This is a genomic window from Sphingobacterium sp. BN32, from assembly GCF_030503615.1.
Lineage (GTDB): Bacteria > Bacteroidota > Bacteroidia > Sphingobacteriales > Sphingobacteriaceae > Sphingobacterium.
The window spans coordinates 3,863,437-3,890,338 of the sequence record NZ_CP129963.1; the positions used below are offsets into that span (position 1 = coordinate 3,863,437).

The window sequence follows — 26,902 nt, forward strand, 5'->3', positions numbered from 1 at the left end:
ATACGAGTTCTTAATCATTTACAACCAACTACTAATTTAATGAATTTTTATTTATATCCATTCTTGGGTATCTGGGGGAAATCCACCTTTTCTTTAAAACAATCTAAAGATACTACACAACACAGACCCCAGCATTACTCAAGACATTTATCCAACGTACTAATGAGGTTGAATATAGTCTTACTATTGTTAGGAATTTTATTATCCCAAGCAAATGCACGTTCTCTCGCTCAGGAAATTACCCTTAGCAGGAAGAATACGGCTTTGTCTGCGGTCTTAAAAGACATCGAAAAACAATCGGGATACACATTTTTCTATAACAAGAACGACATCAATGCCAATAAACGAATCAACTTAGCTGTGCATAAAATGCCGCTAAGAACTGTATTGGAAGACATCCTAAAGCAAGAAAACCTTACTTATGATTTTTTTGATAAGACGATTGTAATCAAAAAGAATCCAAGTGTGGCGAGTGGAAGCATGAAGCCCCACGGCAGTATTCAGGAAATCAAACCTGCTACGCAGGTTCAGCTGATGGTTAGAGGTACTATTGTGGATGAGGAGGGGAACGGAATTGTCGGAGCATCTATTCGTTTAAAATCAGACGCAAGAAAAGCTTCATCAAGTGGTGAAAAGGGAGAGTTCGTCCTGCCAATAACCTCGCTGAATGAAATACTAGTGATTAGTTTTCTAGGGTATGAAACTCGCGAGGTGAAAGCTAGCCTAGATCGATCAAAGATGAACATTGTGCTTAGCAAACGTGAAAATACAGTAGACGAAGTGGTAGTTACGGGGATGATGACCTTTAAAAAGGAATCCTTCTCTGGTGCTTCTTCTGTTTATAAACAAGAGGAATTGAAACAGGTAGCAAATACCAACGTTGTCCAAGCGATAAAATCTCTGGATCCTTCATTCTTAGTGATGGAGAACAATTTATCGGGTGCCAATCCCAATATCCTTCCGAATATCGAGTTACGTGGTACAACCAGTATCTCTAGCGACAATCTTCGCGATGAGTTCACCGATGATCCTAACCAACCCTTATTTATCCTAGACGGTTTTCAGACTAAGCTCCGCAACATCCTTGATCTTGACATGAATAGAATTGCTTCAATTACCATATTGAAAGATGCAAGTTCTACTGCAATTTACGGTTCTAGAGCCTCCAATGGAGTTGTTGTAGTAGAGACTGTAAAGCCTTTACCTGGAGAGGTTCGTTTAAGTTATACAACGGATATGAACATGGATATAGCTGATTTAAGCAGCTATAATATGATGAATTCTTCCGAGATTTTGGAATTTGAAAAATTATCCGGCGCATACCAATCCGACATCGCACAACCGGAATTTCAATATACGCATTGGGATCCATTGTATAATAAAAGGCTACAGCAAGTGCAATCAGGAATCGATTCATATTGGTTAAAAGACCCTATCCGTACTGGTTTTGCACACCGTCACTCTCTTTATGCAGAAGGGGGATCAGAGAACCTAGTATTCAATATCGGTGGAAATTACAAGAAAAATAATGCTGTAATGAAAAACTCCGGTCGTGAAGAATGGGGCGGTCGTTTAAATCTGACTTACAGAAAAGATAAACTGAGTGTGAACAACAACTTGAGTATTCAAGGATATAAGGCTGACGAATCTAACTATGGAAGTTTTTCAACTTGGGTCAATACTAAACCATATTTTGAAAAGTATGACTCGTCAGAAAAATATTTAGAATATATTAAAGGAGATGGACTGACATCGATTGAAACAATTATCCCGAACCCTTTATATAATGCAGGTCTCAATAGTTTTGACGGACAGAAAAATTGGGGTATCACCAACAACTTACAGTTAATTTACGAATTAGATCAGTCATGGCGCTTTCAGGCCTCCATGCAAGTCAATAAAGAGGCAACCGACTTCGCTGCCTTTGTCTCTCCATTAGATAGCCAATTTGATAAGGTCAGTTCCTTAATAAAAGGGCGATATGATTCAAAGAAAAGAGATCAATTCTCTTACACGGCAAATGCTATGGCGACCTATTCGAAGACTTTCAATAAGCAAACCTTCACCGGGAACCTGCGTTTGGAAGTCGCAGAAAATAACAATACTTTATTAGGATTTACAGCAGTGGGATTCCCACTTTCTAGCGATGGTAACCCAGCATTTGCTTATGCTTATGAGCCAAATAAATCGCCAAAATCCTCAAAATCTGTGAGTCGTAGAAATTCGATAATTTCGGCGTTCAATTATAGTTACGACAATCGTTATAATGTGGATGCCTCGTTTAACTATGATGGGTCTACCTCTTTCGGACGTGCGAATTCATATTCTCCATTCTTTTCACTCGGTGGAAGCTGGAATATGCATAGAGAGTCGTTCTTAAAAGACAATCCACATGTAAACTTGTTGCGTCTTCGTGCAAACTACGGTGTCACCGGTAATCAAAACTTTAACTCGACAACATCGATTTCTACTTACAATTATATGTCAGCGTATAGTTATTTCGGACAGGGAGTTGCACTAGCGACTTTCGGTAATGAAAATCTGAAATGGCAGAAAACAAATCAGTTGAGCGCAGGGATCGATGCCACCCTTTTCGAAAACCGCTTCAATCTAACAATTAATGCTTATCGAAAAAAAACCAATGACTTGGCTGTACCTGCGGATCTTCCAGCATCGACAGGATTGTTATCCTATCCATTCAATGCTGGTGACCTAACGGTGGAAGGTTTTGAGTTGACTGCGAAATACAACGTAATACATCGCCCACAAGACCGTTTCGTTTGGAACATCGGAATTACCGGCGCTAAAAGTAAACAAACCTACAATAACTTCAACACCATACTAGAAGGACTAAATGCCTCCCTACAAAATTCAAAATCTTTGGAACGCTATCGCGATGGCTATTCGCCAAATGACCTTTGGGCTGTTCGTTCCTTAGGCATAGATCCAGCGACAGGCCGAGAAATCTTTATGAAAAAAGATGGTTCTCAAACATTCGATTATGATGCAAAGGATATTAAGGCTATGGGAAATGGAAACCCGAGGCTGCAAGGGGTATTAAGTACCAATCTGAACTATAAAGGTTTTACGCTATCGGCATACCTGCGCTACATTTGGGATCAGGACATCATGAACACCGCTTTGTTTAACAAAGTCGAGAATATCAGTCGTACAGACATTACGCAATTCAATCAAGACAAGCGTGCCTTGTATGATCGTTGGAAACAACCGGGAGATATTGCCCAATTCCGAGCAATTAGTTTCACCGATGTTACCCCAATATCTTCAAGATTTATACAACAAGAGAATTCCTTGTCGCTTGAATCGCTATCCTTAGCGTATGATTTTAGAGACTACGCATGGATCAATAAACTTGGTTTATCAGGCTTGCGCATATCGGGAATAACCAATGAGGTGTTCCGATGGTCTACTGTACGTCGCGAACGTGGTATCGACTATCCTTATGCCAAATCTTATTCTTTAACTATTAATGCAAGATTCTAAGATGAAAACAAGCAGAAAAAACAAATCACTTACTATTCTCCTAGCAATATTTGCTATAGCGCTTATGGCATCATGCCAGAAATGGTTAGATGTTAAGCCGGAAGATAAGTTTACGGAAGAACAAATTTATAAAACTCCTGAGGGCGTTGCTGAGGTAATGAACGGTATTTACTTGCGTTTGGGTGAAGAGAAAAGTTATGGATCCTACCTCACGATGACCATGATGGAAGTATTAGCACAGCGATATCGAGTAAACTCAGACACTAACCCTTTTTACTACTACAATAGCCGCAGCTATAATGAGAAAAAAGTAAGGGACGGATTAGCAGATATTTGGACACAAATGTATGTTACGATTGGTAACATCAATGACTTTATCCGAATCCTCCCCACTGTTGACAACGGGTTGACGCCGCAACAGAAGGATCAATATTTGGGTGAAGCAATTGGTCTTCGTGCCTTCCTACATTTCGATGTGTTGCGAATGTTCGGCAACTACTATGACGAGACTACGAAATTAGACCAAGCGATCCCATATTATCGCAACCTCTCTACTACTATTGAGCCGTTTTCTACCTCAGAGGAGGTAATTGCTTATATTTTGGAAGATATCGCACAAGCAGAGCAGTTATTATCAAAAGATCCGATTATCGGAGGAAGTAGTTTAGTCAACTATAATAACAATCGCTTCAATTTCTATGCGGCGAAAGCTTTGAAAGCAAGGGTATACCAATGGGCTGGCGATAAGGAAAAAGCATTTGCGGCAGCGAAAGAAGTAATCGACGCGCAGGATGTTTTCCCTTGGGTCAATCACGCTGCAATTACTATTGCTGGCAAAGACACCGATCGTAAATTCTTCTCGGAAATCATCTTCTCAGTTTTTAACCCCAACTTGTATACCATCTATCAAAATCATTTTGACGGAAATCTTTTAGAAGGGGAACTCTTAGCAACTGGTTCAGACAACTCAGTGAGCAAAGTCTTTGAGAACTACGAAGGAGACTATCGTTACACTTACCTATGGCCATATGCGACATCAGGTATTGGTTACCGAACTTTTGTGAAATATGTGGACTTAGTAAATAAAGATAACAAAAGCCGCTTCATGGTTCCGCTGATTCGCATGTCTGAGATGTACTACATTGCTGCAGAATCTGCAGCTGACCCCACCGAAGGTTTGGGCTATCTGAATACTGTAAGGCAGCATCGAAACATTATTACGGACATTTCGAATCCTGCAAATCTGAAAAATGAGATTACGAAAGAATATCGTAAAGAATTTTACGGAGAAGGGCAGCTTTGGTTCTACTACAAACGTAGTAAAATTACTAGCGTTATGAGCATGAACTCTAATGGTAGCAATACGACTATTCCATTGGTCGATTATCAATTCCCTATTCCACAAGTTGAATTAAATGGCCGATAAAAAAACAATTATGAAATTTATACCTATCTATATATTACTCGCTATCGTCTTTCTTTCTTCGTGTAAAGAAGAGGGCTTGATGACCTATGATGTAAAGGAGAGTGGCAGCAGCCTATATTTCACTGAAAAAATTGATAGAAAGTCGAAAGACACCTTAATGAAGGTTATTTCTCTCGGCAGAACGGCCGACGAATTGAAGGACAGCGTTATTACCATTCCTGTCAGTATTTCAGGACCGGCAATGAGCTTTGATCGTCCTATCAACATCGAGATCCCTGATACAGCAAGCATGAAATTGGGTGTACATTTTGATTATGTGACCCCTCCGATGATAAGAGCTGATCGTGTTACAGACCTGATCACCCTTGTATTACATCGTACGCCAGATTTAAAACAGGAGCGCGTATATCTTAAGTTGGATCTTAAAGCAAATGAGCATTTTAATCCACAAATCCCGATTAAAATAAACAGCAATATAAAACAAGATATAACGAGCTATTCGTTATCGTATGATGATATGTTCCCTGTTCCTCACTTATGGACAACGTTTCCCAACAAAACGGCTTTTATAGGTTATTTCGGACCTTATTCTAAAAGGAAAGTTGAATTGATTTTGGAAGTCTTACAACTCGATCCGGAGCTGTTGTATAATCCTTTGACTCCACCGGCAGTGGCACAACTGATTAATTGGTCAAGCTACATGAAATATTGGTTAAACAATCAAAAGGCCAATGGAAACACGCAGTATGACGAGAACAACAAGGAAATTGAAATGGGCCCTAACGCAAGATAAACACAATGAAACACATATTTTATACAAGCATATTTTTAATTATTACGCTTTTTTCAAGCTGTAATAAAGATCTAGGGCACTACGATTATGTGGATGCAGACTCGCTCCTTGTAACGAATTTAGAGGAATCAATGACAATAAAAATCGGTGATATCCTAAAGTTCAGTCCAGAACTTAAATCTACTGTCCGTACTCTAGATGAAAGTCAGCTTACTTTCGAGTGGTCGGTATTTGATCGTTCGAATCCCGATGCCAAACAGCGTCGAAAGATTATCAGTAGAGAACGAGATTTGAACGTTGTGCCTAAATTGGCAGTTGGCGACTATCCGGGTTATTTTACCATTCGTAATGAGGTAACTCAAAACATTTGGACTTATCGCTTTAAATTGAGTATTACGGGAGCATTTGGTAAATATGGATTCTTTGTTTTGAGTGATCAGGATGGGAATGCTCATTTGGATTACTTTCAGGATAACCCTGAGAAATGGAACAGCTTTCCAATTGCTTACCGAGATTTTAATCGATTATTACCAAATGAGATTGATGGAAAGACGCTAGAATTAGTGGGAAAACCAAAATCGCTAACAAGTGCCTCCAACCTGGATCAGGTAGTTCGGCTAGGTAAAAACTATCTATATGTAAATACAGAACAACATACATACAAGATCAATGTCTCCGACGGTATGCTATACAATACCATACTCTACAACTTCATCAATGAAACGGCAGCAGGGCTACCTTCCTCTGCGGATAAGGTTATCGGCGTCAGTTCTGGTCAAAGTTTCGCAATCAAGGATAACAACATTTACTCCTTGTACAATGTCATGCAGAAATTCTATAATGTTCCGATAAATAGCTATCCAAGCGGTGGCACTTTTAAGATGTCAGAGATGCTGGCGATGCCGATGGGCAATTCAGGAGGCAACATGATGGTATTCAATATGGATAAAAAAAGCCTGATGAAACTTAACCTCCTTGCGGCAAATGCAATTCCTTTAACATCGGAAGGTTCTGGAGTGGATGTATCCAATTTGCAGATGGATTTGGTTTGGTTAGGACAAACCTCCGCGTTTGGCGGACAGGCAATCGCAATCTTGAAAGATGAGTCCAAGTATCATTTGCTTCGCATGACTTTTACAGAGTCTGGAGGTTTTGTAGTAAACTCCATGACAGATATCACGGATACATTTACAGATATTGCGCAGGCGAAGCATTTTGCTGTAGACAACCTTTATGGTTATATTTTCTATGCAACGGACAACAAAATCTATCAATATGATATGGACTCCAAAGTATTTAAACTAGCGAAAGAATTCTCAGGAAGAAAGATCAGCCTTATCAAGTTCACAACTTTCTCTTCAAATTTGAAAGTAGGTGGAGTTGGCTTTAACCGACAATTGGAACGGTTGGAACCTGTGGCATACAGCTTGATTGTGGGCTCCTATCAGGAGAACAAGCCAAACGATTCAGGACGCGTAGATTTCCTTCGAGTAAACGGCTTAATGGGCGCTCTAACCGAGTCTATTAAACCTTTTGAGGGTATGGGAAAAGTTGTTGATGTTGTTTATACAGACATCATGTAATTTATGATATTTGCGGTCAAGTAAATTGACCGCAAATATTAATAATCATCACCCCCAAAATCACTATGAAATCAACTATTAATTTTTTAACACTTTCTACACTCCTTTTCGCTTTTCTTTCAACAAAAGCACAAGATAAACAGCTTGGCGATCTGCTGGGCGAACGATTCTCCATTGCCGGCTTTACTCATCAGGGCGCAGATTATTGCCTTGGCAAAATTCAGGATCAACGTGGCTATACCTTCGTTGAATTGAACAAGCTACCTGCTCAAAAAGCCAGCATTATCCTCAAAGACAATAAAGGCAGATTAGACACTTCTATCGCAAGACTAGACTCGCAAGGCAAGATTAAGCAGATCGACCTTTTCGACAGCTTATACGGCATTAAAAGAGCTTCCAATCCAAAGTTGATTGCCAAGATTCCTTTCGAAAACAAGAACGGGTCCATACTGCTCAAGCTTAGCATCAACGGTAGCAGCAAACCGCTCAATATGCTCTTTGATACCGGAGCCGACGGCATGGCACTTAGTGAAAAAAAAGCCAATGAAATAGGATTAAATGTAACGAGGGAAAACAATGCTTCCGTAGTTGGCGGGACGCAGCAAATCAAGGTGTCTGAAGGCAACTACATCGAGATCGGCACGCTCAAAATGGAAAACATGTCTATCGCTATCTTTCCAAATAGACCCGACGATCACTCGGACGGAATTATTGGCAACAGCATTCTGAGACGCTATATTACCCATATCGATTACGATAATAACGAGCTATCCCTTTACGAATTTGGCGATTTCAAATACCAAGGCGAAGGAAAGCTCATTCCGATCACTTTTCCACAGGGCGTTATTCATCTCCATGCGGACCTTTCGATAACGGGCGAAGCTCCTATCCGTGGAGATTTCGTTTTCGACACAGGTGCCGGCTATAACCTAATAGCCTTCCGACCGTTCGTGAAAGCGCATAAATTGCTAGTCTCAGGATTCAAATCCGAGGTCTCCTCAACGACCAGCAGCTTGGGAACAGTAACCCCAACCTTCACCGGACTAGCCAAATCTTTGGCCTTAGAAAACGTGGAACCGATGGTCAACTTCCCTGTTACCCTAATGGGTGGCAGTTCAGGCAATAAGGATTGGAACCCCGGAGCGGATGGATCCTTGGGCGTACGTGCAATTAGTCGATACAACCATACCATCAACCTGCTGGATGGCGAAATATTCCTGAGCAAAAACAAGCTTCATAGTTATCCTGCGGATTTCCTTATACGCGACTACCTTTTCGGATGGAACAACCAAGGAAAACTGATATTGCTTGAAAAAATAGGAACCGCAAATAGCCCCGAAAAAGGAAAAAGAGTAGCCGTGATAGATGGAACAGCCGATAGTAAACTGGCTAAAAACAGTAAATCCATCGAGAAATTAAGAGGGATCCCTAAGGATAAAAAAATAACCGTTTCGTTCGACGATGAAACAAAAATCACAATAGAATAGATATTCCCCAAAAAAACAACGCATATAATGAAAAAAACAATCTCTTTAATAGCAAGTTTGCTGATCAGCATCTTTGTATTTGCTCAAACAAAACCTGCCAATATCACCGGAACCGTCGATAAAAACGACATCGTCCGCGTATCTTTATTTAAAGTGCTCAACGGCCGCCTCGTAGAAGTGGCTTTGAGTATCCCTGATTCCGAAGGTCGCTTTGGTTTCCGATTTACACCAGAATATGAAGGTTTCTATGTAATCGGAAGCGGAACTAGCACAAGACCTCAAGGAAATTTTAAATTCTATTTCCGAGGCAATGAAGACCTTGTCATTAAGCTACAGCGCGATGATTACGAATTGATAAGCACAAATAGTAAAGAAATAAAAGCACTAAATCAGTGGGATGTAGCCGTGGCAGAAATCCAGGCAAAAGCCAACAGGTTGGGTGGACAGAGCACCTACGTCGATTTCTTCCCTCAGGTAGAAGAAATGTCCGCTAAATTGGCGCAATACAAAAAAGACCCAAAAACTGGCAATAAAAACTTTGATAAGCTCTTCCCTAGCTATGTAGATTACGACTTTGCTTATTATGCTATCAGCTATAACTATCTCCCGCGTTCAGCGCATCCGGATCAAGACGAGTTTACGCCATATTACCAAAACTTCAATGTCGATAACTACCTCAATGATTTCTTGCTGCAATTGCCCTATGGCGACCGCTTCTTTAGCAACCTCATTCTGCAGAAGAACAAAGGGAAAAACCTTGCTGACGAATCCTTATTGATCGCCAGTATACCTTCTGACGTCTTAAAAGGACAATTCATCGTGAGCAAAATGGAAAGAGCCCGTTCGATGGAAGAGTTCCTAATCTCGAAAGAAGCCTATAAACAATACATCACATTGCCAGAGCAAATTGCTCGTGTCGCAGCCGTAGAGTCAAAATTGGCAGAATCCAAAACGGGAGCAACGGCCGTTAGCTTCAGCTATCCTGACGTAACGGGCAAACAGACGGCCTTGAAAGATCTGCGCGGAAAAGTCGTGTTGATCGACATGTGGGCAACCTGGTGTGGTCCATGCCGTGCCGAAGAACCACATTGGGAAAAATTGAATGAAGAATTTGCAGGAAAAGACGTTGCTTTCGTAGGCGTATCGGTTGATAAGGAAAAAGACAAATGGGAAACTTACGTGAAAGAGAAAAAGCTGAAGGGTATACAACTGCATGCCGGACCAGGCAATATTCTATCTCAATCCTACAAAGTAGATGGTATCCCTAGATACATTTTAGTCGACAAGAAAGGAAATCTTATTGCAGCGGATAGTCCGCGTCCTTCTGACCCGAAACTGAAAGAAATGATCAGTAAAGCATTAGCGAATTAAACCATCGCCCTGTTTTACTAGGGAAAGGATGATACCTAAGATATAGGAAGCCCCTTTCATAACCACTATTAACCCCAATCATTCCCTATTCGAAAGGCTTTTGATAGGGGTTTGTATTGGGTTTGAAAGGGTTTTAAAAGGGTTATGAGTAAACCAAGTCTCAAAGGATGCTGCTTGTTGATAGGAAGAAACCCTCACAAAAAAAGCTGCCTTTCGGGCAGCTTCCTCATTCTTAACAATACGTTCTTAAAAAAACTTAGAAAACAGGTTGGGCTTCTTCCAACTGTTTTTATATTCCTTTGCCAATGCGGCCGGGTTATCGAATGAAAGCACATAGTTCAATGTTCTATGCGCTTCTTTCAGATTACCGGATTGGTATTGCGCATGCGCTTTTGCCAGGTATACATTCTCCGACAGTTCATCGTATCCCCATCCTTCCTGATCGTAGATTGCCTGAAACTGATCGCTGTACTGCTCCACAAGTTCCCTATTGCTCAGCTTATCCTGCAACTGAATACCATAGCTCAACCATAGCGTATATTCCGAGGCTTCCAGTGTCTGTCCTACGAACTGATTATACTCTTCGAACATAGCTGCACCTTCGCGATATTGAGCCAGTAGATAGTGGCTCTTAACGATCATATAAATTGTCTTCGCCTTATCAAAGTCATTCAACAAAAACGAACGCTTGTTCTCCATGTACAATCGCGCTGCTTTATTGACTTCAGCATAATTCTCCGCCTCGTTATTGATCTGCATCAATTGATATTGCGGATTTGCCTCGTCTGGGAAACGGCTTCCTAGTTCCGCATAATAGCGACGTCGAACCTCCGTAGGTTCATCCGCGAAATGATTATATAAAACGCCTTCGACTAGATTTTTGGCGTATTCAAAGTCCCGAAAATCATAGTCTGAGATATCAGGGTTCTCGTTGTAGTGCCCATAGATTTCGAACAGCAGCTCCTCAGCTTCTGTTTTGATATCCTCTGAAAGACCTAGCTTTTCATGCACGACGATTTGCGAGGCGCGATGCTGTATGTAGTTGTAATAATACACCATATCCTCGTTATAAACACTGAAGAAGTTATGAATCGCGACGTTTGCCCCCTCATAGTCCTCCCCTTTTATCAAAGAATCGACCAGGGTGTTGTGCAATTCGGGGAATTCCGAATACTGCAGGCCTTCCTGCGCAATCTCCGCCGCATCTTCATAACGTTGAAATGCCGCCAGAACAATCGCATAGTTATTGCAGTTCATCGCCATATTGTGGCGGTCGCCTAGCGTATCGCTATCAAATTCGCCATCATCAAAATAGCGATGGAATGCCTCATAAGCCTGTTTATAGATCGCTAGTTCGATCTTTCGAAATTCCATCTTCGTCTCCTCGTCCACGTTAAGTCCCACAATGAAATTCGCCATATCGACCCCAGCATTGTAAAGGTCTCGTGGTTTATCTGTAAAAGTGGGCACCGAAGAAGTGATAAGCTGATGTGCCAAAAACTTAGACTCTACCATACGACGCCAACTATAAACATTTAGATTTAACGTGCAGGCTTGGTCTAATAATTTAATTGCTTCGATATAGTCCCCATGCTCGTATAAGTAGGTGCCTGCAAAATGAAAGCTCCCATATTCCTTGGGGTTGCTCTGCATTAGAGCGCCGGCATGGCGAAAATAAAAATCCTCCTCCTTGCCGATCATATCTGCATAATTACGCTCAATAATCATCTGATAATAAAAAACATCAGGATTGCTATAGGATTGGTTGATCAAACCTTCAAATCGGTGATACCATTTAACCAGCCCTTCTTGTGTCGGCGTATCGGAATTGTCGCCCTCAATGAGCTTCATCATGATTTTTAGCGATAGGTCCACCGCCTGGTTTTCATAAGCAATCTCTGCCAGATCCAAATAGCTTTGGTTATTGTGGCTCACATAACGGTCGATTTGATCGGCTATCATCTTGATAATTTCAGCAACCGTCGCAAGTTTGGAATAATCAAGCACATATATTTTCTTCAACCAGAAGTAAGAAATATTCTTATCCAGTACATCCCGGTTATCAGCAAATCTTTCCTTAAAAAAGGCTATTCCGCGGTCAATCGTAGCTAAAAGATGCTCCGTCTCGGCTAGCGATTCGTATATCTTGATTAAAAAATCAAAGCCATAAGGTGCCGAATCATTATCTGCCAACAGTTTTTGTGCATAGGCAATAAACTCATCCTTATTCTCTTCGGTTATGTGCTTCTGCGGACGTGCAATCTGCCAAAGCACATATTGATTGTCCAAAGGATAATTCAATATATTATATAGCGCTTTATTGTTGGAAGGGTCTATCGTTAAAATTCTTCGTAGATAAGGTATAACCTGCTGTTGTATAGCCACGTAGGCCTCTTCGTGTCCTTCCCTATAGGCAAGATCATGGTGTGCAACAGCCATCAAAAATAACACATCCAAATCGTCCGGAGAGGAAGCAAGCGACTTCTCCCCCTCAGCGATACAGGTTTCTAATTCGTTGGCATAAAATAATTGTTCTAATTCTTCGTAGTTCATATTCATAAAAGAGTACGCTATATCTATAAAATTCGTATACGGAGCGATTAAAAAAAATGTCGGCCGCTACTTTTTGTGTAGCAAATTACACAATCTAAACTCAACAGTACATGGCCTATTTCAGGGATATTTAGGAATCAGGGAGAAAAATCTCATCTAAGGTTAAAATCAACGCAGCTATGGTAGATGTTCACTTACTAATCCTATCTTTATGGAAAGGTTCAATTTCAAAAATTTAAAGAGCAGGAAACTGAGATGAACAAAAGAGAAGAGATCATTCGTAATTACATTAGCGGTTACAACAATTTTGACATCCCTCGGATGTTGGCAGACTTTGCTGATGATATTCAATTCGAGAATATACAGAATAATGTAACCACAGATACGTTGGAAGGAAAGGATGCGTTCCGCGAACAGGCGGAAATGGCAATGGAATATTTTTCAGATCGCAAGCAGACCATTACTTCGATTCAACATTTCAGCGATTACTCCGAAATTGAAATTGACTATGAGGCTACCCTGGCGGTGGACTTCCCGGGCAGCGTAAAAAAGGGTGATAAGATTAAATTGAAAGGCAAGTCAATCTTTACCTTCACCGAAGACAATAAGATACAAAAACTACTGGATATCAGTTAATGTCCACCCTTATTGCTTCTGCTTTATCCTTATTCGCTTTAAAAAGCATCAACAACGGCACTCACAAACTCCAGTTCATCGGCCGATAAATTCAGGTCGATAGCCTTCGCATTTTGTACCGCTTGCTCCGCGTTTCTCGCTCCTGCCAAAGCTACCGTAATCCCAGCACGTTCGATAGTCCAGCGCAATACAAGTTGGCTAAGGCTAACCTTTTTATCATCAGCTAGTGGCTTTATACGCTCTAAAAGTATGTTTGCTTTTTCAATAAAGTCGGGTTGGAAATGTGGAAGACTAGCCCGATGGTCGCCTTCTTGGAAGGTATAGCCCGCATGGATCTTGCCGGTCAATAAACCACGCTCCAAAGGACTATATGCCAATACCGATTTACCGTGTTGAATACAATAAGGAACTGTCTCATCCTCCACAGCTCGGTTTACCATGCTAAATGGGATTTGGTTGGACACAAGGGGTATCGTGCGTTCTGCTTCTGCCATCTGCGCAGCATTGTAGTTGCATACGCCTACATAGCGAACCTTACCCTGCTCCACCAATCGCGATACCGCCTCGAATGTTTCATCAATCGGCGTCGTTACGTCGGGCCAGTGGATCTGATACAGATCGATATAGTCTGTGCCTAATCGTTTCAAACTTTGTTCGCATTCGTAGATTACCGAGTCTTTGCCGGCATATTTATAAATTTCGATTGGTTCACCATCGTTGTTTTTACTGTGAAATGCAAAATCACCCTGATCTGAATCCCAGCGCATTCCAAATTTCGTCAATAGTTGAACCTGATCGCGCGGCAGACCTTTGATGGCTTCGCCAACAATCTCTTCGGAGGTCCCCTGTCCATAGATTGGTGCAGTATCGATGGAAGTTACGCCTAAGTCATAGGATGCTCGAATGGCTTCGATTGCATCATTTCTGTCGGTTGAACCCCACATCCAGCCGCCCGCAGCCCACGCACCAAAGGTAATCGCAGACACGCTTAATTCGCTATTGCCTAATTTTCTGTATTCCATAAGTTCGTCGCTTTTATATTATTTAACGTTGATTGATGTTTTGTCTTATGCAAGTCGAGTATAAAGATGAGTATCGCCCATTGTTAGAACCTGAATTAGACTGTTTTTGTTTCACCTAACTCGATCAAAACAAGCTGATTACCCATCGTGTTGCTTAACAAATTTATTCAATAATAAATAGGAAAACAAAATTCTGTTTCGCATTGCCAGACCTCCCTCAGGAAAGCGAATTGAGATGGAAATCTTATATTTACATAGAATTTAGGAAAGGAATAACGATTATGAGAGCGATTTTAAAAACTTTAGCAGCTATGCTTTTAGTATTGGCATCCTGCAATAATCAGTCGAAAGAAAACCCAACAACAAATTCCGACAGCGTGGAAACAAAGCAGCCGCAAGCTCCGGCAAACAATGCGATTCCCTATGTCGTAGCGCAGAATTATTTTGTAAAAAATACCGTTGGGGAAGATCGAAATGGGATTCATAAGATAGAAACGCAAGCAGCTTTCGACGATCTGTTCTCGCCCGCAGCGAGCATGGGGAAGGACGGCAAACCGACGCCTATTGATTTCGATAAACAATATGTCATCGCTATTATTTCATCGACCTCCGATCTGACACCGACCATCGATAGTATCGCGGTGGAAAAGCAAGGTGAGGAAATTGCCGTAACCTACAAAGAAGTGCTAGGCGAAAAACAGAGCTTTACTGTTCGCCCGGTAGCCATATTGCTTGTCGACAAACAATATCAGGGCAAGTTGAAAACAGAAATACAGAAAGAGATTTAAGTTTTATTTCAGGTCTTTTTTATCGCTGTATATTTCATCGAGAAGCTCATACAACTCGGGATGATCTTCTTTTAATTGCTTGGGCTTTTGGAAGAAATACTCCGAAACTACCGCTAGGAACTCCGCCTGATTGGTTGCAGCATAATCGCGTATATCTGATTTATCTCTCCGTATGAGCGATATCGTTTCATGCATCTCCTTCAACCAGGGGTTGATCAGTTCTTTGGGGATCAAGTATTCCGGAACACCATCGACTTCGCCATCTGCTTTATCGATCAGATGCACAAACTCGTGAATAGCGGTGTTATTATTCGAATTCTGCTGAAAGCCGGCTAATAAAGCAGGAAGCGAAAGAATCATCTTGCGATGCATCGCACCATCCCCTACCATGCCCAGTATTTTGCGTTCGTCTTCCTGGGTATTATATTTTTCGTTAAAGACTTCCGGATAGATCAACACCTCATCTAAATTCTCATACGACCAGGAATTGAAGTGGAATAATGGAATGGTGGCACTGGCAGCAACCAATACCCGATGCTCATCTGTGATTTTAGCGCCCTTTTCCGCGCTTATCTTAGTCGTCTTAAGGAAATACTCCACCCTGTCGACAAAAGTGTTTTGCTGCTCCTGATTTAGCTTCGTAAAGAACTTCACATCCTCGGTCAATACCTTCAAGATGGTATCATGGGAGGGAATGACAGCATTGACAACCTTTTTGTTGCTAACATTGCGCCATACGAAATAAACGAGGATAAGTCCGAAGACGAAGATAAGAACGGTGACTAAGATAGGTGAGTATTCCATGCTGTTGATTGTGTTAAGCTAAAATAAGGGGATTCTTTAGCATTTCCTAAGCAAAAGATAGGGCTAAAAAAAAGCTGTCCTTTTGAGACAGCTTTTTTATATAGTATTTTGTTGGGCTTACATCATGCCGCCCATACCGCCACCCATTGGAGGTGCACCAGCACCGCCGATGTTTTCTTCAGGCTCGTCTGCCAATACACATTCTGTTGTCAATAACATTGACGCTACAGATGCTGCATTTTCTAAGGCTACACGAGATACTTTAGTTGGGTCGATAACACCCGCAGCGATTAAGTTTTCGTATTTGTCAGTGCGTGCATTGTAACCAAAGTCTGCTGATCCTTCTTTTACTTTTTGAACGATTACAGCACCTTCGATACCTGCGTTAGCACAGATTTGACGTAATGGCTCTTCGATCGCACGTTTGATAATGTCGATACCGATTTGCTCGTCTTCATTGTCTCCTTTAAGGTCGCTTAATGCTTCAGTCGCACGGATGAAAGCAACACCACCACCAGCAACAATACCTTCTTCTACTGCTGCGCGAGTAGCATGTAAAGCATCATCAACACGGTCTTTCTTCTCTTTCATTTCAACCTCAGTAGTTGCACCTACATATAATACCGCAACACCACCTGATAACTTAGCTAAACGCTCTTGTAGTTTCTCACGATCGTAGTCAGATGTAGTCGTCTCAATTTGAGAACGGATTTGTGCAACGCGTGCTTTGATATCTTCAGCAACACCAGAACCATTGATGATTGTTGTGTTATCTTTGTCGATAACCACTTTCTCAGCTTGTCCTAAGTAAGATAACTCGGCGTTTTCTAATTTATATCCTCTTTCTTCAGAGATAACAGTACCACCAGTTAAGATTGCGATATCTTCTAACATCGCTTTACGACGGTCACCGAATCCTGGAGCTTTAACAGCAGCAACTTTCAGTGATCCACGGATTTTGTTAACTACTAATGTAGCTAAGGCTTCACCGTCTAGATCTTCCGCAATAATTAATAATGGTTTTCCTGTTTGTACTTGTTTTTCCAAGATCGGCAACAATTCTTTCATGTTGCTGATTTTCTTGTCGTAGATTAAAATGTAAGGGCTATCTAATTCCGCTTCCATTTTATCAGAGTTTGTTACGAAGTATGGAGATAAGTATCCACGATCGAATTGCATACCTTCAACAGTTTTAACTTCTGTTTCTGTACCTTTTGCTTCTTCGACAGTGATAACACCATCATTTCCTACTTTTTCCATAGCTTCAGCAATTAATGAACCGATGATTTCGTCATTGTTTGCAGAGATGGAAGCAACTTGTTTGATTTTGTTGTTGTCAGCACCAACTACTTGAGATTGTGTTTTCAAGTTATTTACAACTGCAGCGACAGCTTTGTCGATACCACGTTTTAAATCCATTGGATTTGCACCTGCAGCAACCGATTTGATACCAGGAGCAACGATAGCTTGCGCTAATACCGTTGCAGTAGTTGTACCGTCACCCGCTTGATCAGCAGTTTTAGATGCAACTTCTTTCACCATTTGAGCACCCATGTTCTCTAAAGCATCTTTCAATTCGATTTCTTTAGCAACAGAAACACCATCTTTCGTGATTGCTGGTGATCCGAATTTCTTCTCGATAATTACGTTACGACCTTTAGGTCCTAAAGTTACTTTTACTGCGTTCGCTAAAGTATCAACACCTTTTTTCAGTGCGTCGCGCGCTTCAACGTTATATTTTACTTGTTTTGCCATTGTTATGAAAATTGTAGTCAGATAATAACAGCTGCCGATAAATCCTTCGCTGCTACTATTGTTAGATTGTTAATGTTTGATTGATTGAATTACAGAACTGCGTAAATATCAGCTTCACGCATAATTAAATATTCTTTACCTTCATAAGTAATTTCAGTACCAGCGTATTTACCGTACAATACTTTATCACCAACTTGTACAGTAAGAGGTTCTTCAGGTTTTCCAGTACCTACTGCAACGATCGTACCTTGAGATGGTTTTTCTTTCGCCGTGTCAGGGATGTAGATACCTGATGCTGTTTTTTCTTCTGCTGGAGCAGGCTCAACTACTACTCTGTCTCCGATAGGTTTAATACTTAAAGCCATAATTGTATATCAGTTTTTTATATTTTTAATTCACTTATTTGTACGTAGGGCATCAGTAACTATGCCAATCAAAAAAAGCACTTTCTTTTTGCCAATTTTTCCATTTTCAAGACAAATTACTGACATATGCGAAAATTAAGCCGTGTCAGGCTGTCAGAATGACCATCAGGAATATACTCTACCTTGTCATTAAGGCTATTTATTAGGCATAAGAAAAAACCCTGTCCGGATGGGCAGGGCTTGGTAAATATCTTTAGTAAGACTAAACTTATTTAGTAGAATCTGTAGCTGCTGGCGCCTGAGTTGCAGGTGCTGTAGTACCTGTTGCAGGAGCAGTAGGATTAGCGTTAGGATTCAAGTTAAGATTAGGACCTTGAGCAGGTGCTTCAATCTGATCACCTAAACCACCAGCATTTGATCCTGATGGACCCATAATGTTGATCGCTAAACTGAATACCATTAATGCAATGATTAAGATCCATGTACCTTTTTCTAAAATATCGCCGGTACGTTGAACCCCCATTAAATTAGCTCCGCCTGAAAATCCTGAGGATAAACCTCCACCTTTTGGATTCTGTATCAATACGAAAAACGATAATAATAAGCTCGCTAAAATGATAAGGATAATAAATAAGGTTGTCATTTTTATATTTCTATTTATAACTTTTGTTCTAATTCTTTAATTCGGGTCGCAAAGTACGATTTTTTTTCTGGATTCTCGGAAATTAATTTTTTAAATACCAAAATCGCTTTCTCGTACATTGCCTGTCCTTCGTAAATATTTGCTAATGTCTCTGTTACAACAGACAAGTGGTCTTCAGAGCTCTTTCTAGCTTTATTTTCGTTGTTGATTTCTTCCGCTTTCGGAGGCTGAATTTGTGGCTCTTCACGAATGAACTTCTCGATGACCTCATCTTTCACTTCCGCAGGATTAAACTCTACCGTGTCTTTCTGATATTTCTCGCTGAGCTTATCTTCCGGGTTTTGTAAATGGAAGATATTCTCACGGATTTGCTGATCTAAAATCGCCTCATCCAACTTCCGCGGATCAAACTGTCCCTTATGGGGTTTCGGGAATACCGGCTGTGCAAAAGGCTGATAAGTATCCGCATGCTCAAGACGAGTCTTGTATAACCACCAACGGAAGCTATACGGCATCAACTCATCATTATATAAGCTGATATCCTCTTCAGAACTAGCCACCTGTTCTTCTTCGACAGCTTCTAATGTTGCAGGCTCTTCCTCTTCGATTTCCTCCTCTACCTCCGCTTCCAGAGTGACTCTGCTAGTACTTCTTGGCTTTGCCCCTAGAACATACTTCTCATAATCGAAAAGCTGGCTTTCATCTATCTCCTCTTCGGTCTCCTCGTTCGCTGCATCATCCCCAACATCCTGTTTATCTTCAACGAAAGCATTTGCTGTAGAACTTTCCTCTACTGTTTCTTCCGCCTCAACTTCGATGTCCTCTTCCTCGGCAATTTCCTCTTGCAAGTTATCTTCAACTTCCGCATTATCTTCCATCCCCTCAGCAGGAATAGCAGGACTCTCTACCTCTTCAAAGCTAATGTAATCATCAGAATCTACTTCTAGCTCAGGGATATCCTTTACCGGTTTTTGCAGGTAATCCCGCAACCAGAAAGCATTATAGGCATACAACAAAGTCTTTTGCTTATCAACAGGCTGTTGTTCCAATTGCTTTCTACGTTCATTTGCAAAAACGATGGGTTGAGCATAAGGATATTTGGAAAGCAAGTACTGAAAATCCGCCTCACTAACTTCCAGGGGATTCTCCAATGCTTTTCTAAATATATTAAGTTGATCCATTGTATTCAATAAGTAGATTACCAGTTGTTAAAAGCCCTATTAAAGATGTCTTCGGTGAGCATCTTCACAATCTCTGCGGAAAGAGCATTCTCTTGATTGGTGAAATCGCCACGAAATTCTTTGAACTGTGTGAAAGACTCCTCGAAGTCGCTCTCACCCGTTTCGTCTTTCGAATTCTTGTAAGTCACTTTCACTGTCACCGTTAAACGGTTCAATGCTGCGAAATCCGTATTAGACTCTACCGCAGCCGCTGTAATCGCATAATTGGTGATGACGCCCTCAAAGACTGCATCGCCATCCTGATTCACTTGGCTTAAACGGGATTGTGTCCGGATGGTTTCCTTTAGTTTCTCCGTGAAGCTCTGACTGAAATTCGGATTCACAATAGGAGAAATATTCTCAAAGAATGCTACAGAATAAGTCTTCATGTTCTCTGGAATCGATCCTCCGGATAAACTATAACTGACTCCACAGCCTTGAATCAAGCAGACCATCATGATGGCTAATAAACTGCCAAAAGCGATTCCTCTTATCTTAAACATCAATTTGTTAGATTAGTCGAGATTTAAATCCTTAATTTTTCTATATAAGGTACGTTCTGAGATTCCTAACTCCTGAGCGGCCGCCTTCCTTTTCCCTTTATGCTTTCTCAGGGCCTTTTTAATCAAATCAGACTCCTTGTCTACCAAAGATAATGATTCTTCGACTTCCTCCACATCTTGTGTATCATAAGTTAAATAATCACTGTTATTGCCATTTGGCTGATTTGGATTATGGATCGTCAATGTAGGAGGCTGCGCAATCGCATAATCGTCATTAACGATATTATTCGCAGCAGGACGAACTTCCTGATATAATTGATTGATATATGGCGAGTTCTGCTCAATAGTGCCAGGATTGAAACCATTCTGTATCAATTCAACGACGAGCTTCTTCAAATCGACCATGTCTTTTCTCATATCGAAAAGCACTTTGTACAGCAGGTCTCTTTCTGAAAAATTCTCTTTATTCGCATCCTTTACCGGCATAGGTAAAGTCGTTTGAGATTCAATAGGAATATAGTTACTCAATATCTGAGCAGTCACGACGCGTTCTTTTTCCAATACAGCGATTTGCTCCGCGATATTCTTCAATTGGCGAACATTCCCCGGCCATGAGTAATTGGTCAATAAATCTTGTGCGTCCGGTGTTAGTTGAATACCCGGAGTTCTATATTTATCAGCAAAATCGACTACAAACTTCCGGAACAGCAGATAGATATCTTCCTTACGCTCGCGCAAAGAAGGGATACGCAATGGAACAGTATTCAAACGGTAATACAAGTCCTCACGGAACTTACCTTTCTTTACCGCCTCATACACATCCACATTCGTTGCAGCAACAACACGTACGTTTGTTTTCTGCACCTTAGACGATCCCACGCGGATATATTCTCCACTTTCCAATACACGAAGCAAACGAGCTTGCGTACCTAAAGGCAATTCGCCGACCTCATCTAAAAAGATTGTACCGCCATCGACCACTTCAAAGTACCCCTTACGGGCTTCATGAGCACCGGTAAATGAACCTTTCTCGTGACCAAAAAGCTCCGAATCGATAGTTCCCTCAGGAATGGCTCCACAGTTCACCGCGATAAACGGACCATGCTTGCGGCCGCTCAGCTGATGAATGATATGTGAAAAAACCTCCTTACCAGAACCACTCTCCCCTTGAATCAAAACCGATATATCGGTAGGTGCCACTTGGCGTGCAATATCAATTGCACGATTCAATAAGGGTGAATTTCCAATTATTCCAAACCTATTCTTTATATCCTGATGATCCATTTATAAGCTTCTATTTTGAAATATTAGTCTACGATCTTTCCGATCAATGTTGCTGATGTACAGCTTTCTCCTAATACATTAACGTAGTCCCCAACATTATAGCGTTCATCTACCGGGAAAACAACCATCGTATTCTGATCATTTCTACCGCAGTAGTCTTTATCTGAACGTTTTGAGAAACCCTCAATCAATACGCGGTGAACTTTGCCCACAAAGTTCTGTACGCGATATAAGCTATGCTCGCGCTGAAGATCGACAACTTCCGTCAAGCGGCGCTTCTTCACCTCTTCCGGGATATCGTCCTCATAACGTTTTGCTGCTAAGGTACCTGGTCTTTCTGAATAAGCGAACATATAAGCAAAGTCATATTTCACATATTCCATCATCGACAAAGTATCCTGATGTTCTTCTTCCGTCTCTGTGCAGAAACCCGTAATCACATCCGTAGAAATACCGCAGCTAGGAATGATACGACGAATTGCATCCACGCGCTCCATATACCATTCTCTATCGTAAGTTCTGTTCATCAGATCCAATACCCTAGAGTTGCCGGACTGAACTGGCAAGTGAATATACTTACAGATATTATCATAACGTGCCATCGTATGTAGCACCTCATCTGTAATATCTTTTGGATGCGACGTTGAGAATCTGATACGCAATTCTGGGCTCACCTCCGCAACCAAGGCAAGTAATTGCGCAAAGTTTACCGTAGGCTTAGCCTCTTCACCTTCCGCAACGGGAGGCGTATATTTATATGAGTCAACGTTCTGACCCAATAAGGTTACTTCTTTATAACCAGCGTCAAACAAACCTTGTGCTTCTCTGACGATAGATTCTGCATCTCTACTGCGCTCGCGACCTCTGGTAAAAGGCACCACACAGAAAGAACACATATTATCACAACCACGCATGATGGAAATGAAAGCCGAGATACCATTCGAGTTCAAGCGAACCGGGCTAATATCAGCGTAAGTTTCCTCACGTGACAATAAAACATTCACCGCACGACCGCCCTCGTCAACCTTATCAATCAAATTTGGAAGATCGCGATAAGCGTCAGGTCCCACAACGACGTCAACCAACTTCTCTTCTTCCAAGAATTTAGCTTTCAAACGCTCGGCCATACAACCTAGAACGCCTACAACCATCCCCGGATTCTTTGCCTTCGCCGACTCAAACTCCTTCAGACGATTACGAACGCGGGTTTCCGCATTCTCACGTATCGAACAAGTGTTGATAAACACCACGTCCGCATCCCTATAATCACGTGTTGTCTCATACCCTTTTTCCATTAGGATAGAAGCAACAATCTCGCTATCCGAAAAGTTCATCTGGCATCCGTAGCTCTCAATGTAAAGCTTACGACCATTGGACATTCCGGTAGGCACCAACTCCAAAGCCTCTCCTTGGCGCGTCTCATCGTGTGTTTTCGTTGTATGTGATAACTCTAGCATAGTCAATTTTCAAAGAGTACAAAGTTAGTAATAAAAACGAAAAGAAATGACAGTTTGTCAGCAGTTGACTAAAATTTAACAAAAAGTTTGATGTATCAATTTGAGACAAGAAAAGCGACGAAAAAGTTGTTAACTACCTTTGAAATTAATGACGTTCAGAATAATACAGCACAATAAAAAAGGCGTATCCAATGATACGCCTTTTCTATATATCAAGAGTTGACTCTTATTGACCAACTTCTTGCTTAGCCTCTTGTTGCATTTTCTTGCTCGCTACGATAACGATTTCCACGCGACGGTTTTCTGCTCTACCAGTTTCTGTATCGTTAGATGCAATTGGCTCTGAGTAGTTCTTACCTTCAGTTTTGATACGTCCGCTTGCTAGACCTTGTGATACAGCGTATGATTTTACAGATGCCGCACGGCCATCAGAAACCTTTTGGTTAGCCTGAAGCGTACCAACGTTGTCTGTATGTCCTAATACTAAGATTTCAGTATCAGGCTCTTTATTTAAAGTTTCTACTAATTTCGCAATGTTAGCTTTAGCGCTAGATTTCAAAGCAGTACTGTTGAAGTCGAATAAAATACCTGAGTCAAATTTAACCAAGATACCTTCACCAACTTGCTCTACTTCAGCACCAGCAACAGTGTTCTCGATTTCTTTCGCTTGCTTGTCCATTTTCTTACCGATCAAGGTACCTGCAGCACCACCGATAACAGCACCAGCGATAGCACCTACAGCCGTGTTACCAGCTTTACCCCCGATTAATGCTCCAATAGCACCACCAGCAGCAGTACCTACAACAGCACCTTTTGTTGTGCTACTTGTATTTTGAATAGTCGAACAGCTCGCAAACAACATCGCTGAAGTTGCAACTGTTAATCCGTATACCGCTAATCTTTTATTCATTTTCATAATCACAAATTTTATCTTAATACTTTTTAATTGTTTCAATAAGGAATGAATTTGCAAAGCCAATGCCAAAATGCATGGCAACAAAATCAACCAACCCCAATTTACTGAAAATCAATAGGTTATTTTTGTTGTTCTGGAATCTCTAATTTCGGTAGGCGTTGAGATTTTGGTCGCCCTTGTTCATCCCAAGACTTAAAAGACCTCGTAATGTAGCTCATAATATCATACTGTCCCCAGTATTGCGCAGTGCTATACGAAGGACGATAAAGATCCATAAAAGACTGTAATTCTTCGCCTTCCAACTTCGTTAACTGCGTCACCAAGGTTTTATTAAAAATCCGATCGACCTTCGTTGCTTCCAACTCTTGATTCATGTACTTCTCAAAACGCTTCGCATTCTTAGCCTCCTGACCAAATAGATTATAGAGTGCTGTGGCAGGGCTTGCCAGATAGGTCCCGAACTTATTCTGTCCATTGTTGTAAACACCTTTTTTTCTATACTCGTCCAAATAGCCACGCATTTCCGCTTCTCTTGAGCTACGTGTTACCACAACGGTTTCTATCGTCAAACCAGACTGCAAATCGACTAAAATATCTTCCAGAGTTCTAACGACAGTCTTTACCGGACCATATCCCACCTTATTGAAGGACAGGGTATCGCCGACCGATGCGAAAATGTTAAATACACCATAAACATTTGTACGAGCCGATTGACCATTCTTTAGGTTATTGATATTCACATCGCTAATTCGAGTACTCGTTCCTTTCTCCAACACTAAACCAGAAATAGACCCCGACTCCTGCGCATGTAACGAGAAAGCACAGCCAAGGCATAGCATTAGACTTAAAAGGAGTATATGTTTTGTTTTCTTATACATAGAATACGCTAAAGGTAGCAATAGTTTAGACTGGCAAATGTTAAAAAGTTTAAAATAGATCGGCTTAGTACGGATAGAAAACGAAGTTTGCCCCCTCAGGAACGATCACAAATAAACACATGTATTCATTTGCCGGTTTAAAACTCTTCTCAAAATAGCCCCGCTTTTCCTCTTCAATCAAACCCTTTTCAATAAACTCTTCCAAGGAGCTAGCGTGGATGGTCCAAGCGGTATTCAATTCCTGACGATCTAGAATTACCTCGCCCAAATCCACTTCATGCTGATGAGCCACAAAGATCGGGAACAACGTATATCCCTCTGCCATCAGCTCTACAGAAACCTCTTGAATCGCTTCCTTATAGAAATCTAAATCTGCTTTCAAACTAACTAGCGGGCTCTTTCCTTTCGGAGCTTCCCCCTCGCCTTCCGGCTTATTTAGTAAATCTTGTAAATCCATTATTTCTTCAGTTTTAATAAGACAACGTTCTCCACATGTTGTGTATGCGGGAACATATCTACAGGCTTTATTCTTGCCACTTCATATTTGCTTTGCAGCATTTCCAGATCGCGTGCCTGCGTAGCCGCATTACAACTTACATACACTACTTTCTCACTCTCCATCTCCAGGATGCGCTCTACCACATCGGCATGCATCCCAGCACGTGGAGGATCCGTAATCACCACATCCGGTTTACCATGCTCCTTTATGAAATCGCTTGTTAAAACGTCTTTCATATCGCCGGCATAGAACTTCGTATTGGCTATACCATTGATCGCCGAGTTCACTTTCGCATCCTCAATTGCCGTAGGCACATATTCAACACCTACTACTTCACGAGCAGTCTTTGCTACAAAGTTTGCGATGGTACCAGCGCCTGTATATAAATCGTAAACCAGCTCATCGCCTTTTAAGTCCGCAAACTCGCGCGTAATCTTATAAAGTTCATAAGCTTGACGCGAATTGGTCTGATAGAATGACTTCGGTCCTACTTTAAATTTCAAACCCTCCATTTCCTCATAGATAAAATCACGACCGGCATAGATATGAATATCCTGATCGAAGATCGTATCGTTGCGCTTCTGGTTGATAATATATAATAAGGAAGTAATCGTCGGGAATTTCTCTTGAATGAAAGACATCAACAAATCAACCTGTCCTTCTTCCGGATAAGCAAATACGACGATAACCATCAATTCTCCCGTTGAAGAAGTACGGATAATCAGGTTTCTTAATGCACCTTCATGTTGCTTCAGGTCGTAAAAAGAGATTTCATTGGCCTTAGCAAATTCAAAGATGCTATTGCGCAGATCGTTTGACGGATCCTGTTGTAGATAGCAATGGTCTACGGTTAAGATCTTATCAAATCTTCCCGGAACGTGGAACCCTAGAGCATCCATCGAATCGCCCGGCTGCACATCATCCAAATCCGTTAACCAACGTTTATTCGAAAAAGTATATTCTAATTTATTACGGTAGTAGCTCGTTTGCTCCGACGCCAAGATCGGCTCCATATCCGAAACATCAACCTTCCCGATACGCGAAAGTGCATTTCCAACATATTGCTCCTTAAACTTCAGTTGCGCCTCATAGGTCATATGCTGCCACTTACAGCCACCACAAACCCCAAAATGAGAGCAAAACGGCTCAACACGATATTCCGAAGCCTGCTTGATCGCTGTCACACGACCCTCAACAAAGCTTTTCTTCTTGCGCATCAACTCCACATCAACCACATCACCAGGCACAGCACGTTCGATAAAATAAACTAAATTATCCTGCTTAGCTACACCTTTCCCCTCTTCTGCAATGTCAATGATCGACAGATCGGAAATAAACTTTTTGTCTTGAGCAATTCTTCTTCCCATAGTGGGTGCAAAAATACGATTTAGATTAGATATTAGATGTCAGATTTT

The 26,902-nt window shown here is 41.3% G+C and carries 22 protein-coding genes; 8 read left to right on the forward strand and 14 right to left on the reverse strand.

All coding sequences use genetic code 11. The features are described 5' to 3' along the window. The first annotated feature begins 162 nt into the window (after nucleotides 1-162). From QYC40_RS16390 to QYC40_RS16415, 6 genes are all read left to right on the forward strand, one after another. On the forward strand, nucleotides 163-3,504 hold the full coding sequence (locus QYC40_RS16390) for a SusC/RagA family TonB-linked outer membrane protein (protein ID WP_301991262.1): 3,342 nt from the start codon (nucleotides 163-165) through the stop codon (nucleotides 3,502-3,504). 1 nt (nucleotide 3,505) lies between these two features. Then, nucleotides 3,506-4,930, forward strand: a complete 1,425-nt coding sequence (locus tag QYC40_RS16395; protein WP_301991263.1) for a RagB/SusD family nutrient uptake outer membrane protein — start codon at nucleotides 3,506-3,508, stop codon at nucleotides 4,928-4,930. A 10-nt stretch (nucleotides 4,931-4,940) separates the two neighbouring features. Then, nucleotides 4,941-5,723, forward strand: a complete 783-nt coding sequence (locus tag QYC40_RS16400; protein ID WP_301991265.1) for a DUF4843 domain-containing protein — start codon at nucleotides 4,941-4,943, stop codon at nucleotides 5,721-5,723. A 5-nt stretch (nucleotides 5,724-5,728) separates the two neighbouring features. Further along, complete coding sequence (locus QYC40_RS16405; RefSeq protein WP_301991266.1) at nucleotides 5,729-7,306, forward strand: PKD-like family lipoprotein; 1,578 nt, start codon at nucleotides 5,729-5,731, stop codon at nucleotides 7,304-7,306. Between the two features lie 65 nt (nucleotides 7,307-7,371). Beyond that, nucleotides 7,372-8,793 (forward strand): retropepsin-like aspartic protease, encoded by a 1,422-nt coding sequence (locus QYC40_RS16410; protein WP_301991267.1) that lies wholly within the window; start codon nucleotides 7,372-7,374, stop codon nucleotides 8,791-8,793. 27 nt (nucleotides 8,794-8,820) lie between these two features. Beyond that, nucleotides 8,821-10,164: a TlpA disulfide reductase family protein gene (locus tag QYC40_RS16415; protein WP_301991268.1), complete on the forward strand. Its 1,344-nt coding sequence runs from the start codon at nucleotides 8,821-8,823 to the stop codon at nucleotides 10,162-10,164. 246 nt (nucleotides 10,165-10,410) lie between these two features. On the opposite strand, the gene QYC40_RS16420 is transcribed toward QYC40_RS16415, so the two are convergent. Next, entirely contained in the window at nucleotides 10,411-12,723 is a 2,313-nt protein-coding gene (locus QYC40_RS16420) for a hypothetical protein (protein ID WP_301991269.1), read from the reverse strand. A gap of 249 nt (nucleotides 12,724-12,972) precedes the next feature. On the opposite strand from QYC40_RS16420, the gene QYC40_RS16425 reads away from it, so the two are divergent. Beyond that, a complete protein-coding gene (locus QYC40_RS16425; protein WP_301991270.1) occupies nucleotides 12,973-13,353 on the forward strand; it encodes a nuclear transport factor 2 family protein in 381 nt (126 codons plus the stop codon). A gap of 38 nt (nucleotides 13,354-13,391) precedes the next feature. Here the strand turns inward: QYC40_RS16425 and QYC40_RS16430 are convergent, their stop codons facing one another. After that, on the reverse strand, nucleotides 13,392-14,375 hold the full coding sequence (locus QYC40_RS16430; protein WP_301991271.1) for an aldo/keto reductase: 984 nt from the start codon (nucleotides 14,373-14,375) through the stop codon (nucleotides 13,392-13,394). 281 nt (nucleotides 14,376-14,656) lie between these two features. Here QYC40_RS16430 and QYC40_RS16435 point away from each other — a divergent pair, with 281 nt between their 5' ends. Then, nucleotides 14,657-15,163, forward strand: coding sequence for a hypothetical protein (locus QYC40_RS16435; RefSeq protein WP_301991272.1), 507 nt, complete (start codon nucleotides 14,657-14,659; stop codon nucleotides 15,161-15,163). Between the two features lie 3 nt (nucleotides 15,164-15,166). On the opposite strand, the gene QYC40_RS16440 is transcribed toward QYC40_RS16435, so the two are convergent. The 12 genes from QYC40_RS16440 to rlmD all read right to left on the reverse strand — a co-directional run bounded on the left by QYC40_RS16440 (nucleotide 15,167) and on the right by rlmD (nucleotide 26,854). Next, nucleotides 15,167-15,967: a zinc-dependent peptidase gene (locus QYC40_RS16440; RefSeq protein ID WP_301991273.1), complete on the reverse strand. Its 801-nt coding sequence runs from the start codon at nucleotides 15,965-15,967 to the stop codon at nucleotides 15,167-15,169. A gap of 117 nt (nucleotides 15,968-16,084) precedes the next feature. Next, entirely contained in the window at nucleotides 16,085-17,722 is a 1,638-nt protein-coding gene (gene groL, locus QYC40_RS16445) for a chaperonin GroEL (protein ID WP_301991274.1), read from the reverse strand. An 89-nt stretch (nucleotides 17,723-17,811) separates the two neighbouring features. Continuing rightward, the gene (gene groES, locus QYC40_RS16450; protein ID WP_153512622.1) at nucleotides 17,812-18,087 is read right to left on the reverse strand and encodes a co-chaperone GroES; all 276 of its coding nucleotides are present in this window, start codon (nucleotides 18,085-18,087) and stop codon (nucleotides 17,812-17,814) included. A 268-nt stretch (nucleotides 18,088-18,355) separates the two neighbouring features. Further along, complete coding sequence (secG, locus tag QYC40_RS16455) at nucleotides 18,356-18,730, reverse strand: preprotein translocase subunit SecG (protein WP_301991276.1); 375 nt, start codon at nucleotides 18,728-18,730, stop codon at nucleotides 18,356-18,358. Between the two features lie 14 nt (nucleotides 18,731-18,744). Further along, a complete protein-coding gene (locus QYC40_RS16460; RefSeq protein WP_301991278.1) occupies nucleotides 18,745-19,911 on the reverse strand; it encodes a hypothetical protein in 1,167 nt (388 codons plus the stop codon). Between the two features lie 17 nt (nucleotides 19,912-19,928). Next, a complete protein-coding gene (locus tag QYC40_RS16465; RefSeq protein WP_301991279.1) occupies nucleotides 19,929-20,453 on the reverse strand; it encodes an LptE family protein in 525 nt (174 codons plus the stop codon). 12 nt (nucleotides 20,454-20,465) lie between these two features. Continuing rightward, a complete protein-coding gene (locus tag QYC40_RS16470; protein ID WP_301991280.1) occupies nucleotides 20,466-21,737 on the reverse strand; it encodes a sigma-54-dependent Fis family transcriptional regulator in 1,272 nt (423 codons plus the stop codon). 23 nt (nucleotides 21,738-21,760) lie between these two features. Continuing rightward, nucleotides 21,761-23,194: a tRNA (N6-isopentenyl adenosine(37)-C2)-methylthiotransferase MiaB gene (gene miaB, locus QYC40_RS16475; RefSeq protein WP_301991281.1), complete on the reverse strand. Its 1,434-nt coding sequence runs from the start codon at nucleotides 23,192-23,194 to the stop codon at nucleotides 21,761-21,763. Between the two features lie 226 nt (nucleotides 23,195-23,420). Continuing rightward, nucleotides 23,421-24,116 (reverse strand): OmpA family protein, encoded by a 696-nt coding sequence (locus QYC40_RS16480; protein WP_301991283.1) that lies wholly within the window; start codon nucleotides 24,114-24,116, stop codon nucleotides 23,421-23,423. Nucleotides 24,117-24,229: 113 nt separating this feature from the next. Beyond that, the gene (locus QYC40_RS16485) at nucleotides 24,230-24,988 is read right to left on the reverse strand and encodes a hypothetical protein (RefSeq protein WP_301991284.1); all 759 of its coding nucleotides are present in this window, start codon (nucleotides 24,986-24,988) and stop codon (nucleotides 24,230-24,232) included. Between the two features lie 64 nt (nucleotides 24,989-25,052). Beyond that, complete coding sequence (locus tag QYC40_RS16490; RefSeq protein WP_301991285.1) at nucleotides 25,053-25,445, reverse strand: hypothetical protein; 393 nt, start codon at nucleotides 25,443-25,445, stop codon at nucleotides 25,053-25,055. After that, nucleotides 25,445-26,854, reverse strand: a complete 1,410-nt coding sequence (rlmD, locus tag QYC40_RS16495; protein WP_301991286.1) for a 23S rRNA (uracil(1939)-C(5))-methyltransferase RlmD — start codon at nucleotides 26,852-26,854, stop codon at nucleotides 25,445-25,447. The genes QYC40_RS16490 and rlmD overlap by 1 nt, the downstream gene beginning before the upstream one ends. Nucleotides 26,855-26,902 lie beyond the last annotated feature (48 nt).